This is a genomic window from Planococcus halocryophilus, from assembly GCF_022489025.1.
In the GTDB taxonomy this organism is placed as follows: domain Bacteria; phylum Bacillota; class Bacilli; order Bacillales_A; family Planococcaceae; genus Planococcus; species Planococcus halocryophilus_A.
In genome coordinates this window covers 46,098-65,310 of sequence record NZ_JAKVTG010000007.1, presented here as the reverse complement: position 1 = coordinate 65,310, position 19,213 = coordinate 46,098, and the positions used below count along the sequence as shown (strand labels likewise).

Genomic DNA, 19,213 nt, shown 5'->3' with positions numbered 1-19,213 from the left:
TACAAATGAAAAATTAATTATCCGATACTGTAACCATGCCGTACGATGTAATCAAATGCCACATGTTTTGTGGGATATCTAATGTTCCTACCATGTTTTGCTTGATAACGGGATTGATTTCCTGCTCTTTGCCTTGTTTGATTTTTTCTGTCCACTCAGGATCGATCAATGCTTGGCGACCCATCACGACTATATCGGCACCTTCTGCGATGACCGATAAAGCATCTTCTGGTGTTTTCACACTACCAACAGCTACAAATGGCACGCGGCCTTTAATTTGATCCGCTAAAATACGAATGATGCTGTCGCCTTGTTCAGCGCCTTTTGGCGTTTTCTTAAATTCGAACAACGACACATGAATATAATGAATGCCACGATCGATTAATTCTTCCACCAATATTTTCGTTTCTTCAATTGTATAACCTGTAGTTTTTTCATTGTTTTCTTCTGGCGATAGGCGGTAACCTACGATAAATTGCTCATCCGCATATTTAGCAACGGTGTCTTGAACTTTTTTCATAACAGCAAGTGGGAATCTCATGCGATTTACAAGCGTGCCTCCCCATTGATCTTGACGCTGGTTTGTCACGGATGAAACAAATTGCTGAAGCAAATACGTGTTAGCACCGTGAATTTCAACACCGTCAAATCCTGCATCAATCGCTCTTCTTGTCGTCTCACCAAAATCTTCGATAATCGCGTAAATTTCGGCTTCAGTCAATTCGCGCGGAGTTGGCTTGCCAGCTTCACCTGGAACAGCACTTGGCGCTACCGTTTCGTTTGCTTTAATCAATTCAGGCTTGCTTTGTCGACCGCCGTGTTGCATTTGCAGTATAGCTTTACTGCCTTTTGATTTCATTTCTTTTGCCAGCTGTTTCAAGCGTGGCAATGCACTATCGTCAAATCCAATAAACTGATTTGGAAACGCAATGCCATTTTCTGAAACCGCGATGCACGCCGTAACGTATAAACTGCCTAGACCCGCGCGGCGGTTGTAATAGCTTAACTCTTCATCGGAAACCGTGCCATCTTTATTTCCTGAATAAGTCGTCATCGGTGCCACACCAAGACGATCGTTTAACACGACGCCATTTGGCAAAGTGATTTCGTTAAATAAATCTTTATATAATGGCTTCATGGAAGTTCCTCTTTTCTTCGTTCTCATCTTTTCCGAAAGGTATCGGTATTTCAAAATAGCATATGGATTTTAAGGAATCAAGAATACGCGCTCGCCTCGTTTTTTCGGTACATTATTTTTGACCACTCTTTATCTAAGTGGTACGCTTTTCTCGAATTCGTATCTAAAGGAGGAATTTTTCATGACAGCTCAATTACATAAAGAAATTCAGTTGGCGAACCGCCCAGAAGGCATGCCAACTAATGATGATTTTAATTTTGTCGAAAAAGAAATTCCGACACCCGCTGAAAATGAAGTTTTGTTAAAAACGCTTTACCTATCAGTAGATCCATATATGCGTGGACGTATGAGAGATGTAAAATCTTATATTCCACCATTCGAATTAAACCAAGCATTAACTGGCGGTCTTTTAGCTGAAGTCGTCGAATCGCGCTCGGATTTATTCGAAAAAGGTGATATTGTCAGCAGCAATCTGAGCTGGGCTGAGTACAATGTAGCCAATGCCAGCAAGCTACAAAAAATTGACCCAACTGCCGCATCTATTACGGCACACTTGAGTGTTCTTGGATTGACTGGACTTACTGCTTATTTCGGATTACTTGATATCGCGAACCCGCAAGCAGGAGAAACAATTGTCGTTTCAGGCGCAGCCGGTGCAGTCGGTTCGATTGTAGGCCAAATCGCTAAAATCAAAGAGACTCGCGTTGTTGGCATCGCCGGTTCTGATGATAAAATCGATTACTTGATCAATGAACTCGGTTTTGACGCTGCGGTGAATTATAAAAAAGACAGCTTCAAAGAAGACTTAATCAACGCGCTTCCTGACGGCGTTGACGTGTACTTTGATAATGTCGGTGGCGATATTTCCGACGCAGTGATTAGCCAGTTAAACAAACATGCACGCATTTCATTATGCGGTGCTATCTCTTCTTATAACAATGAAGAGGGAGACCTTGGTCCACGCATGCAAGGGCAATTTATTCGGACCAGCACAATGATGAAAGGCTTTACGCTTGGCGACTACGCAAAAGAATTGCCAACAGGCGTTGCGGCACTTACGCAATGGCTACAAGAAGGCAAATTGAAATACGACGAAACGATTGTCGAAGGCTTTGAAAATACGCCGGAAGCGTTCCTTGGCTTGTTCAAAGGTACAAATCTCGGTAAACAATTAGTAAAAGTCGCAGACCCTGAGTTTGCCAAGCTATAAAACGAAGAAAAGCCGCCTAAATTAGGCGGCTTTTTTCCATTTAATGGATATACTGTCGAGATTATATGAAATACTGTCCGAATTGGATAGAATACTGTCGAAATCGAGCCGAATACTGTCCAAAATCGAGAAATACTGTCCACCAGCGTCAACACCCCTTATAAATCTTTGAGAAAACGAAAGACCATGCGCGGCAAGACAAATAAAAGCTCCAAGCCTTCTAATATAAATTCAATCACATCAAAAATCCACCCGCGATTTTTCCTCTTCGTTTTGATTTCCATTTACCACGCCTACCCTTCTGCTTTTTTACATAATACGCAGCAAGACACAAATGGTTTCATTTTCCAGATAAATCAAATACTAATGCCAATAAACGCAGTGTGTTCATGCGGTTAGCGGCACCCGAAATATTCGGAATTACGGTGACTTCATCTGCTCCAAATCGTTCAGCAAGATCTTCAATTTGCTCTTTTACTTGCTCCGCAGTTCCGATTAACATGCGCTGACGATTGCGATCCACTTTTTCTTGTTCACTTGCACTAAAGCCTCGCTTCCGAGCTGTTTCCGCCGAGGGATAATAAGGTGGTGGTGAATCCGATTCAATAAACAACAACCACAAATCAAACGCAGTTGCTAACTCCTCAGCTTTTTCCTCCGTTTCAGCAACCACTGCAAAAACAGCTAGAATCACTGTTGGTTCTTGTAAAAATACCGATGGCTGAAATTCCGCACGATACGCTTTCACGACATCGACTGATTGTCCTAAAGGCTTCGCAAAATGTGCATACGCATAACTCATGCCTTTTTCAGCTGCCAATTTCGCACTGCCAAGTCCGGTACCGAGCAGCCACATTTCGGGTGCTGTATTTATAATCGGCATCGCCACTAACGATTGAAAGCGATGCTCACTCTTCGTATCATCGGAGAAATATTTTTGAAGGTCCGTTACTTGTTGATCGTACGGCAACCGTTTTGTTTTGCTTTCATTTAACGCTTCGTTAACGTTGCGATAACTTCGTGAACGACCAATGCCAAGATCAATGCGGCCCGGGTGCAACGCTTCAAGCATACGGAAATTCTCTGCTACTTTATACGCACTGTAATGAGGCAACATGACACCACCCGATCCGATGCGAATGGTTCTAGTAGAAGTTGCTAAATGCATCATCAACATTTCCGGCGTACTGCCTGCGACCGATTCGACTTTATGATGCTCAGCTACCCAAAATCGCTTAAAGCCAAGCGTTTCTGCTAGCTGCGCAAGCTCAGTAGTTTGTTCAAGCGCCACCGACGCAGTCTGTCCTTCATCAATTGGTGAATAATCCAAGACGTTCAACACAACCATTTGCCCGCCTCCTTTCCACAATGACTAAATCTTAGCACGCCAATCAAATCCCCTTCTACTCTACAGTCTTGCCGATACTGAATAAATCCATTTTGTGACAAACACTTTAAATTATCAGTTTTTTTCGAATCGCCTCAGTACCGCTTTTATTGGCTAGTAGCTTAAACTTAAGATTAAGAACCGTTACGAAATCACTCCACCAAGAAAGGCAGGAGCTTTGATATGAAAACACTGACATTTGCAGGCTTTGTAATTTTATTGCTATTGCTGCTTTCAGGTTGTGAAAGCTCAAGTGTCTCGGAGTCGAGCAGCGCTGATTCGGGGCAAGCAACAAAGACAAGCACGTCCAAATTTCCAGACAATCCAAACACAGACCTCGAGTTCGATACAGATAAACTACAAGATATCTACTTAGCTGGCGGCTGTTTCTGGGGCGTCGAAGCTTATATGGCACGAGTTTACGGCGTTTACGATGTGACATCGGGTTACGCGAATGGCAATACCGAAAATCCTACTTACGAAGAAGTTATTCGTGAAAACACCGGACACGCTGAAACGGTCCATGTCCGTTACGATCCTGAACGCGTGGATTTAGAAGGATTGCTTGATCATTACTTCCTCATCATTGACCCAACGCTGTTAAATCAACAAGGCAATGACCGAGGTGAACAGTACCGAACAGGCATTTATTATGAAAATGAAGATGATCTTGCTGTGATCGATAAAGTGGTGACGGCCCAAGAAGATCGCTATGATGACCCCATCGTTACCGAAGTTGAATTGCTAGATAATTATTATTTAGCTGAAGAATACCACCAAGATTATCTCGAAAAAAATCCTGATGGCTACTGCCACGTCGAATTTGATACGTTGGAAGATCAAAAAATAGGTGAAGACGCGCAGTCGTTAATCGACCCAGCGCTTTATCCGAAACCAAGTGACGACGAACTAAAAGCAACATTAACCGATATTCAATATGCCGTCACTCAAGAAGATGATACAGAACGAGCATTTTCAAGTGAATATGATGGTTTTTATGAACCAGGAATTTACGTCGACATCACAACAGGAGAACCGCTTTTCTCTTCTGCCGACAAATACGATTCTACAACCGGATGGCCGAGTTTCACAAAGCCGATTGATCCCGACGTAGTGACTGAACACGATGACGGCTTGTTCTTCATGAAACGAACCGAAATTAGAAGTCGTGCCGGAGATAATCACATAGGGCATGTCTTTAACGACGGACCCGCAGACAAAGGTGGCTTGCGTTTTTGCATGAACGGTGCGGCGTTGCTGTTTGTGCCTCAAGCAGAAATGGAAGCACAAGGCTATGGCTTCCTGTTGGATAAAGTAAATTAATTGCCTGTCATTAATAAATGAAAACACAAAATCCCGAACACCATCTATTAAATGGTGTTCGGGATTTTCGTTGTTTTCGAGGTGAATAATTCGCTACAGGCGGACGCTTTCCGCGGGCACAGCCTCTGCCGCTTCCGCTTTTCTTTGTCCAGGCTCCAGCGCCCAGCTCTTTGGGTCATAAGCCAACCCAGCTGTGTGGCAAAGTGCGCCACTTCGCTGGTCTGTCTTATGCCCGGCAGAGCTACACGGACGCTTCTGCTTTTCTTTGTCTAGACTCCAGCGCCCAGCTCTTTGGGTCATAAGCCACTCTGGCTGTGCGGCAAAGAACGCCGCTTCGCCAGTGCGTCTTATGCCCATCGAATCTACACGGCTGCTTCCGCTTTTCTTTGTCCAGGCTCCAGCGCCCAGCTCTTTGGGTCATAAGCCAACCCAGCTGTGTGGCAAAGTGCGCCACTTCGCTGGTCTGTCTTATGCCCGGCAGAGCTACACGGGCGCTTCCGCTTTTCTTCCATCAATCCACAATAAAATATCTCGCATCCGGATGCGCAAAGACAATCGCGGACACTGATGCTTCAGGGTCCATCATATATTCTTCGGTTAAATGAACGCCGATATCTTCTGGTTTGATTAAGTTGAATAATTTGGCTTGGTCTTCTAAGTTCGGACACGCGGGATATCCAAAAGAGAACCGTTGTCCTTGGTATTTGGCAGCAAAGCGTTCGCGCATGGAGAAATCGGTTGCGTCTGGGAATCCCCATTGGTCGCGGATTTCTTGGTGAATGCGTTCGGCAAAGCCTTCTGCTAATTCAAGTGCTGTTGCTTGCAGTGCATGGCTTTCTAAAAATTTGCCTTGTTCTTTCAAGCGTGTCGCTTGCTCGCGTACACCAAATCCAGCCGTTACTTGCATAAAGGCCACGTAATCCATTTCGCCGCTGTCGACAGATTTTAAGTAATCGGACAAACATAAAAATGGTGGCGCTGATTGACGTGGGAATGTAAATCGCTCAATTTCCGTTTTGCCGTCTGTTGGGTCGTAAACGATAACATCGTCTCCGTCACTTTGAGCCGGGAAAAACTGATACAGACCCGATGGCTTTAATACACCTGAACCTAGGAACTCAGTAGCCAGTTCATGAAGCTGAACAGCACGCGGATCGCCATTTGCTAGTGTTTTTTCGCTATAGCCTTTTAACCCAAGGTGGTGGCCAATCAATGTGCGCATATTGACGTACGGGTATAAATGAGCCACTGAATAATCTTTCAATACGTGACGACGCAAATCATTTGGCACGTAAACTGTGACATCTTCTCGTACTGTTTTGACCGGTTTTTCAGCCACAGCCACAGCTGGTTTGGCTGCGCGGACCGCTTCAGATGCTTGGCGTTTTTCTTTCTGCACATCTAATTCTAACAACAGCTCCGCTTTTCCTGCTCCACTTTGCAAACGGTTCGCCAAGTCGAGTCCTTGCATCGCATCTTTCGCGTAAATGACCGGACCGTCGTATTCTGCTGAAATTTTCGTTTCGGTAAAGCGTCTCGATAACGCCGCTCCCCCTACCAAAATAGGTACATCTATGCCTGCTTCTTTAAAATCTTGCGCGGTAATGACCATTTGTTTTGCCGACTTGACGAGTAAACCTGACAAACCAATCATGTCCGGCTTTTCTTTTCGAATCACTTCGATCAACGTAGCCGGTGTCACTTTAATCCCGACGTCAATGACTTTAAAGCCATTATTGCTCAAAATGATTTCCACTAAGTTTTTGCCGATGTCATGAACATCGCCTTTAACAGTAGCCAATACGATCTTCCCTTTACCAGAATCGTCTTCTTTTTTCTCCATAAACTGCTCAAGAAATGACACTGCTGCTTTCATAACACCTGCACTTTGCAGCACTTCCGCAACAATTAATTGATTGTCGTTAAACAATCGACCCACTTCAGCCATTCCTTTCATCAAAGGTCCATTGATGACATCAAGTGGTTCATCGTACATATCCAACGCTTTTTCCAAATCGGGAATTAACCCTTCTTTTGTTCCTTCTATAATATAGTAAGCTAAGCGATCTGGTACCGTTTTTGGGATATCGTCTTCGGTTTTCTCTTTTTTCTTATCACGATAAAAAGCCGTAAAGTCAGCTAAGGTAGCATCTGTAGTGGTAAATAGCAGTTCATTGGCCATATCAATTTCTTGTTTCGGAATCGATGCATAGCGCTCTAGTTTTTCTGTATTGACGATGGCATAATCCAAACCGGCCTGTGTGCAATGGTACAAATACACGGCGTTCAACACTTCACGACCAACCGGCGGCAAGCCGAATGATACGTTGCTGACGCCTAGAATTGTTAACGTACGCGGCAGCTTTTCTTTAATGAGACGAATGCCTTCAATCGTCTCAACTGCAGAACCGATATATTGTTGATCTCCTGTTCCGACTGGGAACACGAGTGGATCAAAAATGATATCTTCTGGTGCAAGTCCCCATTTATTGACTAGTAAATCATAAGAGCGTTCTGCAATTTCAAGTTTCCGTTCACGTGTAACGGCCATTCCCACTTCATCAATCGTTCCAACCACAACAGCAGCTCCGTATTTTTTCACAAGCGGCATTACGGCCTCAAAGCGTTCTTCTCCATCTTCTAAGTTAATGGAGTTGATAATGGCTTTGCCTTGCGAAAATTTCAATGCTACTTCAATGACTTCTTCATCCGTGGAATCAATTACTAATGGCACTTTTACTTTCTTCACAACTTCTTTCATGAAATGAGTCATATCTTCAACTTCATCACGGTCAGGGTTTGCCAAACAAATATCAATGACATGTGCTCCATTTTTCACTTGCGCACGAGCGATTTCAGCGGCTTCTTCAAACTGACCATCAATAATCAATCGTTTGAATTTACGAGAACCGATAACATTTGTCCGTTCTCCGATAAATAATGGACGCATTGTTTCATCGTATTGCAAAGGTTCAATCCCGGATACCACGTGGCCATGTTCGACAGGATCTGGCTTTCTCGGTGGCAAGCCATCCATTGCTTCTCGAACTGCCGCTATATGTGCTGGAGTTGTCCCACAACAACCACCTACGACGTTCAACCACCCTTTATCCGCAAAGCCACGCAATTTTTTTGCAAGCGATTCTGGCGTTTCATGGTAATGACCGTCTTCATCGGGTAAGCCAGCATTCGGGTAACAACTAACATAGCCATCCGACAGCTCTGACAATGAACGAATATGATCGGTCATAAACTCCGGACCTGTTGCACAGTTTAATCCAACTGATAAGGGCTTGACATGTTCAATAGAAATGTAAAAAGCTTCAATGCTTTGACCGGCAAGCGTCGTTCCCATCGGTTCGATTGTGCCGGACACCATAATCGGCAATTCGATGCCGGTTTCTTCAAACGCTTGTTTAATACCGATAGTTGCGGCTTTAACGTTTAACATATCTTGACTGGTTTCCAATAAAATCAAATCGGCGCCGCCTTCAACTAATGCTTTCGCTTGCACATAAAAGTTTTCCAGCATTTCATCAAAAGTGGCACCGCCTGTTACAGACAAGGTTTTCGTTGTCGGTCCAATGGCACCTGCCACAAAACGTGGCCATTCAGGTGTAGAAAAAGCAGCAGTCGCCTCTTTCGCAATTTCGACTGCTCGTCTATTAATGTCAGCTGCTTGGTCACCGATTCCGTATTCGTCCAAGACAATTGGCGTGCCACCAAACGTATTGGTGCAAAGAATATCGGCGCCCGCTTCAAGATAAGCGATATGCACATTTTTGATAACATCTGGGCGAACAATGTTCAAGTATTCATTGCAGCCATCAAACTCTTCTCCGCCAAAATCTTCAGGAGACAAATCTTCGTTTTGAATCATTGTTCCCATGGCTCCGTCGATGATCAATATTCTTTTTTCCAGTTGTTGTTCAATAAGATGTTTGGACATGGCTGTGATCGCTCTCTTTCTGTTGATCTAGTTGACGAATATAGTGAATCAGTTCTACGGTCATATCGTACCGAACAAATGGTGTGATTAAGTAGATACCATGGAACAATTCGGCTGCAGTATCAATTAATTCTTTCGCAATTTGAATGCCTTCTTGAGTTGCAAGGTCTTTGTCATCACCGCATGCACGCATGCGCGCTAATGCATCATCTGACAGCTTAATGCCTGGTACTTCATTGTGCAGGAATTCTGCACTGCGAATACTGGTCAATGGCATTACCCCAATAAAAATTGGCGTTTCTAAATGTTTGGTCGCTTCGTAAATTTCTGCAATTTTCTCTTTCGTATAAACCGGCTGCGAAATAAAATAATCCGCGCCACTTTCAATTTTCTTTTCGAGTCTCGCGACTGCTCGGTCAAGCACACGAACATTTGGATTGAAGGCGGCGGCAACCGAGAAGTTGGCTTTTTTCCGTAACGACTTCCCGGAAAATGAAATGCCTTCATTTAACTTCTTGATCAATTGAATCAATTCCATACTCGATACGTCATAAACGCTTGTCGCTCCAGGGAAATCACCAACTTTGGTCGGATCTCCAGTCACGGCAAGTATATCGTGTATGCCAAGTGCATCGAGGCCCATCAAATGCGATTGCAAACCAATCAAATTGCGGTCGCGGCACGTAATGTGAGCAAGTGCACGAATATCTTCTGTATGTTTTAAAATTGAACCCATTGCCATATTGCTAATGCGCGGTGAGGCCAGTGAGTTATCGGCCATTGTTACCGCATCGACGCCCGCTGCTTTTAACGCAACCGAACCTTCTAAAAATTTCGTGACATCTAAATGACGTGGTGTGTCGAGTTCTACAATAATCGTTCGTTCGGTTTTTGCTTTTTCGTGAAGTGGCTTTACTTCTAATGCTTCGGCTTCTCGAATAACGATTGGCTTTCTTTCGGTTACTTCTTTATGGACAATCGGCGCTAGCTGACCTAGATGCTTTTTCACGGCTTCAATATGTTTTGGCGTCGTTCCGCAACAACCACCAATCAATCGAACGCCTTCTTCTCTTAACAATAAAGCTGCTCGGCCAAAATAATCGGCCTCTGATTCATAAACAATTCGTCCGTCTTCCACATCCAGCAAGCTGGCATTTGGATAAGCTGATAGAAAAGCTTTTTCAGGCAATGTCACTTCTTCAAATGCTTGAATGGTATGGTGAGGACCTAATCGGCAATTGACCCCAACAATGTCTGCACCGAGTGATTCTAATTGATGCAACGCATCGTTCAACGACATTCCATTTTGCAAAATCCCTGGGTCATGCATTGACACTTGGGCAATCAGCGGTGTATTGGTAATGCTCTTTAAATGTTTAACGGTCGCTGCGAGTTCTTCAAAATCGTAATAAGTTTCTAGCAATAATCCATCTGGATTTCCTTCTAGTAAATGAGTAGCTTGCTGGTCAACCATGGCAATGATTTCTTGCAAACTGGCATCGCTTTTCCGGATACCTCGAATGCCACCAATCGTTCCAAACACAAATTGTCCACCTGGTGCTGCTGCTCGGTTTGCGATTTCAATAGCGGCTTTGTTAATCTCTGCGACTTGCGATTCTAAACCGTAACGAGCTAGTTTCAGCGCGTTCGCCCCGTACGTATTGGTTTGAATAATATCTGCTCCCGCTTTGATATAATCGAGATGGATTTTCTCAACGATTTCGGGGCGTTGTAAATTCAGCTCTTCGTTGCAATACTCGATGCCGTATGAATACAGCAAAGTTCCCATGGCACCATCTGCTGTCAAAATTTTCGTCTTCAACTCATCTAATAAACCCATCTATATACCCCCCTTAATATAAACAAAAAAAGCCTTCATGAAAAAGAAGGCTTTACGATATCAAACTCGTTCCTTTTCATCTGTCAGGCATTTTTTTGCCTGCTGGATTTAGCACCTTACCTTTCGGCTGGTTGCTGAAGTGTCGTAGGGCCAGTCCCTCAACTTCTCTCGATAAGAATTCACTATTCAGTTATAAGTATTCTTAGTATAGTACAGGTATCTAGAGGTTAGGTCAAGATAATCTGTCGAAAAACCGTGAACTTTCTGTGAAATGCTAAAAAAACATTTTTATAAGGCACTCACTCCACAGATAAAGCCCTATCCAGAATCAAATTCCGGTTAGGGCTTTCAGTCTTTCATGTTCCACTTTGTGTTAAGCCATCAGCTATAAATAAGCTTTGTAACTCTTTTACTGGTCGAACATTAGCTTGACCCGCATAATTCGTAAATTCGATCTCCCCAATGTGCATCCCTACATTGTATTCTCCAATAACTGTATCCAACAGAATAAAGGAAGCCGAAACAAACTCATCTTCATTTTCTTCGTTAAACCCTTTAATATAAAGAATCAAATTGAGTTCACCGTTAGTTTCTTCTTTTTCGTATGTGCAAAAAAGATCATCCCATCCCAATTCGATATCGCCATATTCAACGGTAACTTCTTCAGCTTGTTGTTGCCGGAATGCAGTAATGTCAAAAGCACTAAGTTTAGGAGCGTGTTTAACTAATTCGATCACATCGTCAAAAGCTTCAACCATGCCATCTGCACTAATGATGAATTCCCGTTTACCATTCTCTCGAATGTCGCCCACTTCAAAAGCTAAGTGTTTATTTACTTTTTGCAACTTCTTTTCCAATTGGCTAAACAGTTTAACTGCACCTGTACCTTCTAGTTTGAGGTATGCTTGCTCGTTGACAACAAACCACTCCCAAAAAGCTGTCACCTTATTTTTTCTCCTCGGCAACCAATTCATCTCGCTATCCCCTTTGCATCCATCTGTGATTACTTATTTCTATCATAATCATATTTACACAAAAGAGATAGTTCTTTTTATCCGTGAAAAAAAGACTACTTAGAAGTTACTTTTATTTCATAAGTACGAAATTTCAACATTCACAAAATAAGAATGCTGATCCGGTGAACATTTGAACTATTAATGCCGTTCCAAATGTCACGATGATAAAACCAATTTAAACAAATGTCGACAGCCAGTCTCCATCCGATAAGTCAGAATCCAAAGTTCCCTCAGCTCCGAGTCCTTTTAAGCTCGCACTAAACCACCAGCTCGGCACAAAAAGCTCTGCTATAGATCCACACTAACGCTTTCTATTTTCTTAAGACCGCAAAAGTATATAAGCAAGCACTCTAGAAATTCATCGCTCGTCCAATTTACGAGTTTGATAAACCACAAAAAGAAGTCGAAGAAAAAGTTCATTTCCTCCGTCTTTTTTTGCGATGAGTTTTAGCAATTACTTGATGCGATTGACTAGCTGTGAAAGTGAAGTCCCGATGTGACCGGTGCTACATAACCCGTACGAACGACGAAATCGCCAAAATGCTCATTGTCATATCGCTCTTTCCCATACCGGAAGAAAATAGGCTTTAATGTCGCTAAAATTTCTTCTTCTCCAATATTCTCACGGTATAGTTTATTTAGCCGGTCGCCTGCAAAACCAGCTCCCAAATACATATTGTATTTGCCGGGTGCTTTGCCGATAAAGCCGATTTCACCTAATGCCGGACGTGAACAGCTGTTTGGACACCCCGACATGCGAATGATGATTTCCTCATCTCGAAGACCCGCTTGCTCGAGTATTTCTTCGATTTTATCAACCAATACTGGCAAGTACCGTTCTGCTTCAGCCATCGCCAGTCCACAAGTTGGTAGAGCTACACAAGCCATTGAGTTTCTCCGCAATGCAGAATTTTCTTTCCCGTCGGTCAGTCCGTATTGCTCAACCAGTGCATCAATATTTTTTTTGTTTTTTTCTAAAACATTGCTGATGATTAAGTTTTGGTTGGCGGTTAAACGGAATTCACCAGTATGGACCTGGGCAATTTCGCGAAGTCCTGTCATTAATGGATAACCGTCAAAATCTTTAACGCGGCCGTTTTCTATAAATAACGTTAAATGCCACTTGCCATCACTTTCGATCCACCCATAACGATCGCCATTGCGTTCAAAGTGGAATGGGCGCTCAGCTTCCAACTCCCAGCCAAGACGTGTGTTGAGCTCTTCTTTAATCCAGTCTAGTCCTAATCTATCAACGGTATATTTAAAGCGTGCGTTTTTCCGCTCTGAACGGTTGCCATAATCTCGTTGAATGGTGAGGATTTTTTCTCCAACTGCGTTAACTTTCTCTGGTGGACAAAATCCAATAACGCGTGCTAATTGCGGATACGTCGCGGTATCACCATGCGTCATGCCCATACCTCCGCCCACTGTAACGTTAAAGCCTTGTAGGTTGCCGTTTTCTAAAATGGCAATAAACCCTAGATCTTGCGAATAGATGTCCACGTCATTAGCAGGCGGAATCGCAAAACCGATTTTAAATTTTCGCGGCAAATACAAATGACCATACATTGGCTCAACCACTTCAGCTTCATTACTGTCGATCACTTTTTCTTCATCTAGCCAAATTTCATGATAGGCTCTTGTTTTTGGTAATAGATGTTCGCTTAATCGTCGCGAAATTTCGTATACTTCGCTGTGAACATCCGATTGATACGGATTGGATGTCGACATGACATTTCGATTGACGTCTCCGCACGCAGCAATAGTGTCCATCAACGCATGGTTCATTTCCTGAATGGTGCTTTTCATATTCCATTTTAAAATGCCGTGCATTTGAAAAGTTTGGCGTGTCGTCAATTTCAACGTTCCATTGCCATGAGTATTGGCTAGCTTATCCATTGTCAGCCATTGGTGAGACGTTGCAATGCCTGAAGGCAAACGAACACGAATCATGAATTGATAAGCGGGTTCTAATTTTTGCTGATTGCGCTCATTGCGAATATCTCGGTCATCTTGCATATAGCTGCCATGAAACTTCAGCAACTTGCCATCATCATCGGGGATTGAAGCGGTTAAACGCTCTGCGAAACTTTCTACTAGGTTGCCTCGTAAATAATTGGTTTGATTTTTAATGACTTCCATTTCACTTGGCGTGCCTTCAATGTCAGTCAATTTTTTTATTTTCATAAGGAGCTCCTTTCGTTATTGAAAAATTCATGCACATAAAGACAAATCCAAAGTTAACTAGCCGATGTACTTAGTAAACATCACGCAAATAACGCTTATTACTGCGCATAGAAGTTAAGTAAGCTTCTGCTTGTTCTGAGTTCATATTGCCTTGTTGTTCAAGAATCGTTACAAGCGTCGCATGAACATCTTTCGCCATGTATTTTTCATCACCGCAAACATAGACATTGGCACCCGCTTCTAGCCATTGATACACTTCTTTGCTTTTTTCCAACAGTCGGTGCTGAACATAAACTTTCTCGGCTGTGTCACGAGAAAAAGCAACATCCATTTTCGTCAGAACCCCATCTTTTAACCATTGCTGCCATTCAGTCTGGTAAAGAAAATCAGAAACAAAATGCTGTTCACCAAAAAACAACCACGCCTCTCCTGGAATATCGAGTTCCTCCCGCTCTTCCATAAATGCACGGTAAGGAGCGACACCGGTACCGGCACCTATCATGAGAATAGGTGTATCTGGATTTTGAGGTAACCGGAAACTGTTGTTGCTTTGGATAAATACCGGCAAAGTTGCTCCAACGTCGGCACGTTCTGCGCATTGTGTCGAGCAAACCCCCGATCTCTTGCGTCCATTTGCTTCATAACGCAAAGCACCCACAGTCAGGTGAACTTCCTCTGGATTTGCTTTTAAACTGCTGGCAATCGAATACAATCGAACAGGTATTTTACGCAGTATGGTTATAAATTCAGCAGCTGGCACTTGCCATGGACCATAATCTTGAGTCAAATCAATCAAGTCTCTGCCATGTATATAAGTCCGTAACTGTTCGTTGTTTTCAGGAGCCAATAAATTTGCTAACGCATTCCCGTTTGCAAAAGCTGCTGCTTTTTTAAGCAAGGGTTTCGACAAACTCGTGATATCAAAGGTCGTAATCAATGCGTCGCGCAATGAAGCCGTCTCACCTTGTTTGTTAATAACAAGTTCCTCATCCGGATTCCACTCTGCTACAAAAAGTAACTGATCCACCAGCTGTTCTTCATTTTCTGGAATCACCCCTAAGCTATCCCCTGGTTCATACTGGAGACCAGAGCCTTCGAGATTGAGCTCTAAATGACGTGTTTCTTTGTTCGAGCCACGACCATTTAAATTTATATTTTCCAAAACTTCGGCATGGAACGGATTGCTGCGCGAGTAAATTGGTTGACTGATGGAGGCTGTATTTTGTGCAGCAACATCTGTTAAAGTGCTTGGCCGATCGGTTTCTTTTGCTTTGTTTAAAATACTGAATACACCCGCAAACCACTCTGCTGCCGATTCTTCAAAATCCAAATCTGCATCGATACGTGAATGGATGCGGTTTGCACCTAATTCTTCGAGACGTTGATCAAAATCTTTTCCGGTCTGACAGAAAAATTCATAGGAGCTGTCTCCGAGAGAAAGTACTGAAAAACGAACATGCTCAAGTTTCGGTGCCCGCTTACTGTGTAAGAAATCATAGAGACTTAACGCATTATCTGGCGGATGACCATCGCCATGCGTGCTCGTAATGACTAGCAAATCTTCAACTTTTTTCAAGTCTTTTGGTTTAAACTCGTCCATTGGTGTAAGCGTGACTTGGTAGTCATTCTCTTGCAGTTTTTTTGAAATGCCGTTGGCAACGGTGTGGCAGTTGCCCGTGTGAGAGCCAACCAAAATAGTGACTTTGCGTGTAGCTATAACTTCGGCTTGCTCGGCATACCATTCCAAGCCGGGTTGTTCTTCCACAGCTACTGAAGCAGCTGACTGGGTGCCAGCTAAATAGCCGTTCAACCAAATTTTTTGGTTGTTTGTTAACATAGGCAGCAAGCGATTGATAAGCTCTATTTGTTCTTGGTCAAACGGACTGTTCATTGTCTGTAACTGCACATTATTTCACCTCGAAATCGGTTTATTTTTCTATAGTTTGTGAATAGATTTTTAGCAAAGCCCTCTTATTTACTTCTCTGTCAATTGTCTGTAATGATGCTCAATCGCTACGATCATGGCACCCATCTTTTGATGATTTGGTTGCAGCACTTGCTTGATACCCTGGCTTTCTAGTGCACTGGCAGTCACTTTTCCGACAGCTACTGCTAACACACGGTCATTAAAAGCATTGATCAAGTTTGGCTGCTGTTGTTGATCACCAAAAATGTTGTTGACCTGCGTTTTACTCGTAAAAACAATAGCGTCTAAAGACTGTTCGACAATTGACTGTTTTAAGCCGTTCACGACCAAGGGATCTGGTTTTTCGTAAGCATAAGGCCGAGACAAGTAAACAGAGTGACCCTCCTCTTCCAAAATCTTTTTTAACTTGTGATCATCTAAGTCATAGGCTTGTAAAAAAATTCGTTGCGGGCTTTTATCTTTAAAATCTTGTGCTAAAGTTGCAAGTAAGTTACTCATGGTGCCATCTTCTGAAACATAAATTGGTGCTAACTTCGTTTCTTTGACCCACTTCATCGTTTTACTGCCACGAACTGCTAGCTTAGTGTTGTTCAGCTTGTCTACATAAAGAGAGTGAAGGCCCATAGTGGTTGCGCAATCCGTTAATGTCCTTGCACCGACCCCTGTCGTGAAGATGGCCCAGTCAAAAGATTCACCTAAAAAATCCGTAATATTCTGTGCGCTAATGGCTTCGTTTAGCCGCTGACGTCCTTGAATTGGGAAAATGACTGGCGTACCAGCCTGTTTTTCAATCAACACGCTGATTTCTTTAGCTGCACGAACTGCTGCCACTCCTATTTTCTTTCCGGCCAATCCATTCATGCGCAGTCACTCCTTCCTTTATTCACTCCGCTAATTGCTGTTCGTTTTGTATGGCTTCATGCACACGTTCAGTAAGTGCATTCACCATAGCAGGGTGATTGCCTAAATACCCACAAAGCAGGATGTGCGGGTTTCCTGAAGATAACTCGCTAATTTTCTGATCCATAGATTGCACTAACTTTCCTGTAAACCACAAATAAGGGAGCACAAAAATCTGTTTGCTACCAGAACGGATAGCTGCTTGTAGTCCTTCATCAAATGTTGGTGTATTCGCTGCTAAATAGCAGACATCTACGTTTTCCACGTCGATTTTGACAGCCAATTCCGTGGCGATTTTTTCAATCGAACGAGTGATTTCAGAACTCTTGCCCCCTCTTCCAACTAGTAGAATTCTCGCTTCTGTCAAACGTGCTACTCCTGTTTCCTCTAAACGCTCGACTAAAATCTTGACTAAGCGCTCTTGAACACCAAGTGGTTTGCCATAAGTAAAATAAATCGTTGGATAATGCATAATCGCTTTTTTCACTTCGTCTGGAATGTCTTTGTAATAATGCCCGGCACTTAACAGCAATACCGGCACAACAGCGATCTTCGTTGCACCTTGTTGAACCAGCCTGTCAATTCCTGTAGCAATATCCGGACTCGCCAACTCCAAAAAACACGTTTCTTGAAGAACCACATCTACATTTCGGTATACTTGCTCCATAAACGCCAGAGCTTCCTGACGCGTTTCTTTAACACGACTTCCATGACTTACGTATAATACAGCCTGCATATCTTCAACTCCTTTATCCTACATAGGCGGCAAGCTGAAATTGTTTTTCATCTTTTAACTGCTCATACCATTGCAATTTGCTTCTCAGACGAACCACTTCTCCTACCACAATCATCGACGGGTTTTCGAAATCTTGTGCCAGTCGGACGATGTCTGCTAATGTGCCCGTGACGGTTCGCTGGCGTTCGGTCGTCCCCCATTCAATTAAAGCGATTGGCGTTGTAGCTTTTAAGCCATGGCGCATCAATCGGCTGCAGATTTCAGGGAGTTTGCTGACACCCATATAGATGCATAGTGTATCCATACTTTTGACCACATGCTCCCAGTACGCTTCTTGATCTATGCCTACTTTGCTAACGCCTGAAATAAAAGCTACCGATGAACTATAATCACGGTGAGTTACTGGGATTCCTGCATAGGCAGGTGCTGCGATTCCTGCTGTAATGCCCGGAACAATTTCAAATGGGATGTTGTGATTGACCAGAGCTTCTGCTTCTTCCCCGCCTCTGCCAAAAACAAATGGGTCGCCCCCTTTAAGACGGGTTACCGTTTTTCCTTGGAGTGCAAAGCGGCACAGCAGCTCGTTGATTTCGTCTTGTTTTAATGAATGGTTATCGGGCTTCTTGCCACAGTAAATCAATTGCGCTTGTTCTTTCGCCTCGTCTAGCAACTCGTTGTTGATTAAGCGATCGTATAAAATGACATCGGCTTTTTGAATCGCCTTCAAGCCTTTCACTGTGATTAAATCAAGGTCGCCTGGACCCGCACCAACTAAATAAACTTTTTTCATAAGCTTCCTAGACTCCTTTTTTTAATCAGAGAAACGATGAGTGCGTCATTTTCTGATCGTTAGTTTATAATATTTTGCCGGTAGAATTATGTGTGTAGACCACATTCTGTTTTTGTAAAACCTTGCCACCTGCCATCACGACTGTCTCCTTCAGTGGTAACTGCGAACGAACAATGTTTGCAGCCGATACTCGGATAGCCCTCATCATGCAAAACATTGTATTCTAAGCTATTCAAATGGATATACTGCCAAACATCGTCCCATGTCCAGTGAATCAGTGGGCAAACCTTAACCGACTTAAAGCGATTGTCTTTGTTGATAAAATCGGTTTGGCTGCGGCTTGCCGACTGCTCTCTTCGCAAGCCGGAAATCCATGCTTTAGCACCAGAAAGTGCTTGTTCTAGCGGCTTGACTTTACGGATGTCACAGCATTTGTCTGGCTGACTGTTCCAAAGTTTATCGCCAAACTGATTGGCTTGCTCCTGTAACGTGATGAGTGGGTTTTTCATCCGAATATTCAATGTTGGATAACGCTCTTTAACACGATCAATCAATTTATATGTTTGGTCAAAGTGAACATCCGTATCTAAGAACACTACTTCTGCATCGCTTTTCACTTTAGAAATTAAATCAATCAACACCATGCCCTCAGCCCCAAAGCTGCAAGCATAAACAATGTCCTCACCATAAGAATCATAGGCCCACCGCAACACATCAGCAGCACCTTTTAAATCATCGTTTGGCACCAGGTTTTTAAACGGATCTTCTGTAAAGTGCTCATACAGTAATGCATGGCTCATCCCACATTCC

General features: G+C 43.2%; 14 protein-coding genes and 1 riboswitch. Of the genes, 2 read left to right on the top strand and 12 right to left on the bottom strand.

Annotated elements, in window-relative coordinates:
- Window positions 1-13 precede the first annotated feature (13 nt).
- Window positions 14-1,138 (bottom strand): NADH-dependent flavin oxidoreductase, encoded by a 1,125-nt coding sequence (locus MLE13_RS10090; protein WP_240749587.1) that lies wholly within the window; start codon window positions 1,136-1,138, stop codon window positions 14-16.
- A 181-nt stretch (window positions 1,139-1,319) separates the two neighbouring features.
- Between MLE13_RS10090 and MLE13_RS10085 the strand changes: the two genes are divergently transcribed.
- Window positions 1,320-2,348: an NADP-dependent oxidoreductase gene (locus MLE13_RS10085; protein ID WP_240749586.1), complete on the top strand. Its 1,029-nt coding sequence runs from the start codon at window positions 1,320-1,322 to the stop codon at window positions 2,346-2,348.
- Window positions 2,349-2,506: 158 nt separating this feature from the next.
- Here the strand turns inward: MLE13_RS10085 and MLE13_RS17995 are convergent, their stop codons facing one another.
- Both MLE13_RS17995 and MLE13_RS10080 read right to left on the bottom strand, forming a co-directional pair.
- Window positions 2,507-2,632 carry a hypothetical protein gene (locus tag MLE13_RS17995; RefSeq protein WP_276323892.1) on the bottom strand — a complete coding sequence of 42 codons (126 nt, stop codon included), beginning with the start codon at window positions 2,630-2,632 and terminating at the stop codon, window positions 2,507-2,509.
- A gap of 56 nt (window positions 2,633-2,688) precedes the next feature.
- The gene (locus MLE13_RS10080; protein ID WP_240749585.1) at window positions 2,689-3,696 is read right to left on the bottom strand and encodes an LLM class flavin-dependent oxidoreductase; all 1,008 of its coding nucleotides are present in this window, start codon (window positions 3,694-3,696) and stop codon (window positions 2,689-2,691) included.
- Window positions 3,697-3,918: 222 nt separating this feature from the next.
- Between MLE13_RS10080 and msrA the strand changes: the two genes are divergently transcribed.
- A complete protein-coding gene (msrA, locus tag MLE13_RS10075) occupies window positions 3,919-5,058 on the top strand; it encodes a peptide-methionine (S)-S-oxide reductase MsrA (RefSeq protein WP_240749584.1) in 1,140 nt (379 codons plus the stop codon).
- 511 nt (window positions 5,059-5,569) lie between these two features.
- On the opposite strand, the gene metH is transcribed toward msrA, so the two are convergent.
- From metH to MLE13_RS10030, 9 genes are all read right to left on the bottom strand, one after another.
- Window positions 5,570-9,007: a methionine synthase gene (gene metH / locus MLE13_RS10070; protein WP_240749583.1), complete on the bottom strand. Its 3,438-nt coding sequence runs from the start codon at window positions 9,005-9,007 to the stop codon at window positions 5,570-5,572.
- Window positions 8,988-10,847, bottom strand: a complete 1,860-nt coding sequence (locus tag MLE13_RS10065; RefSeq protein ID WP_240749582.1) for a bifunctional homocysteine S-methyltransferase/methylenetetrahydrofolate reductase — start codon at window positions 10,845-10,847, stop codon at window positions 8,988-8,990. Before MLE13_RS10065 ends, metH begins: the two co-directional genes overlap by 20 nt.
- A 73-nt stretch (window positions 10,848-10,920) precedes the next feature.
- Window positions 10,921-11,025, bottom strand: a riboswitch (SAM riboswitch).
- A 178-nt stretch (window positions 11,026-11,203) separates the two neighbouring features.
- A complete protein-coding gene (locus MLE13_RS10060) occupies window positions 11,204-11,791 on the bottom strand; it encodes a hypothetical protein (protein ID WP_240749581.1) in 588 nt (195 codons plus the stop codon).
- A gap of 543 nt (window positions 11,792-12,334) precedes the next feature.
- Window positions 12,335-14,050: an assimilatory sulfite reductase (NADPH) hemoprotein subunit gene (gene cysI / locus MLE13_RS10055; RefSeq protein WP_240749580.1), complete on the bottom strand. Its 1,716-nt coding sequence runs from the start codon at window positions 14,048-14,050 to the stop codon at window positions 12,335-12,337.
- A 70-nt stretch (window positions 14,051-14,120) separates the two neighbouring features.
- The gene (locus tag MLE13_RS10050) at window positions 14,121-15,956 is read right to left on the bottom strand and encodes an assimilatory sulfite reductase (NADPH) flavoprotein subunit (RefSeq protein WP_240749579.1); all 1,836 of its coding nucleotides are present in this window, start codon (window positions 15,954-15,956) and stop codon (window positions 14,121-14,123) included.
- Between the two features lie 69 nt (window positions 15,957-16,025).
- On the bottom strand, window positions 16,026-16,838 hold the full coding sequence (locus tag MLE13_RS10045; RefSeq protein ID WP_240749578.1) for a uroporphyrinogen-III synthase: 813 nt from the start codon (window positions 16,836-16,838) through the stop codon (window positions 16,026-16,028).
- A gap of 22 nt (window positions 16,839-16,860) precedes the next feature.
- Window positions 16,861-17,613 carry a sirohydrochlorin chelatase gene (locus MLE13_RS10040; RefSeq protein WP_240749577.1) on the bottom strand — a complete coding sequence of 251 codons (753 nt, stop codon included), beginning with the start codon at window positions 17,611-17,613 and terminating at the stop codon, window positions 16,861-16,863.
- 13 nt (window positions 17,614-17,626) lie between these two features.
- On the bottom strand, window positions 17,627-18,403 hold the full coding sequence (cobA, locus tag MLE13_RS10035; RefSeq protein WP_065527232.1) for a uroporphyrinogen-III C-methyltransferase: 777 nt from the start codon (window positions 18,401-18,403) through the stop codon (window positions 17,627-17,629).
- Window positions 18,404-18,489: 86 nt separating this feature from the next.
- Window positions 18,490-19,203, bottom strand: a complete 714-nt coding sequence (locus MLE13_RS10030) for a phosphoadenylyl-sulfate reductase (RefSeq protein WP_240749576.1) — start codon at window positions 19,201-19,203, stop codon at window positions 18,490-18,492.
- Window positions 19,204-19,213: the final 10 nt, after the last annotated feature.

What these genes read in the sequence shown, in the direction of transcription:
- MLE13_RS10090 (WP_240749587.1), bottom strand. Translation starts at nt 1,138, where the DNA reads ATGAAGCCATTATATAAAGATTTATTTAACGAAATCACTTTGCCAAAT.
- MLE13_RS10085 (WP_240749586.1), top strand. Translation starts at nt 1,320, where the DNA reads ATGACAGCTCAATTACATAAAGAAATTCAGTTGGCGAACCGCCCAGAA.
- MLE13_RS17995 (WP_276323892.1), bottom strand. Translation starts at nt 2,632, where the DNA reads ATGGAAATCAAAACGAAGAGGAAAAATCGCGGGTGGATTTTTGATGTG.
- MLE13_RS10080 (WP_240749585.1), bottom strand. Translation starts at nt 3,696, where the DNA reads ATGGTTGTGTTGAACGTCTTGGATTATTCACCAATTGATGAAGGACAG.
- msrA (WP_240749584.1), top strand. Translation starts at nt 3,919, where the DNA reads ATGAAAACACTGACATTTGCAGGCTTTGTAATTTTATTGCTATTGCTG.
- metH (WP_240749583.1), bottom strand. Translation starts at nt 9,007, where the DNA reads ATGTCCAAACATCTTATTGAACAACAACTGGAAAAAAGAATATTGATC.
- MLE13_RS10065 (WP_240749582.1), bottom strand. Translation starts at nt 10,847, where the DNA reads ATGGGTTTATTAGATGAGTTGAAGACGAAAATTTTGACAGCAGATGGT.
- cysI (WP_240749580.1), bottom strand. Translation starts at nt 14,050, where the DNA reads ATGAAAATAAAAAAATTGACTGACATTGAAGGCACGCCAAGTGAAATG.
- MLE13_RS10045 (WP_240749578.1), bottom strand. Translation starts at nt 16,838, where the DNA reads ATGAATGGATTGGCCGGAAAGAAAATAGGAGTGGCAGCAGTTCGTGCA.
- MLE13_RS10040 (WP_240749577.1), bottom strand. Translation starts at nt 17,613, where the DNA reads ATGCAGGCTGTATTATACGTAAGTCATGGAAGTCGTGTTAAAGAAACG.
- cobA (WP_065527232.1), bottom strand. Translation starts at nt 18,403, where the DNA reads ATGAAAAAAGTTTATTTAGTTGGTGCGGGTCCAGGCGACCTTGATTTA.
- MLE13_RS10030 (WP_240749576.1), bottom strand. Translation starts at nt 19,203, where the DNA reads ATGAGCCATGCATTACTGTATGAGCACTTTACAGAAGATCCGTTTAAA.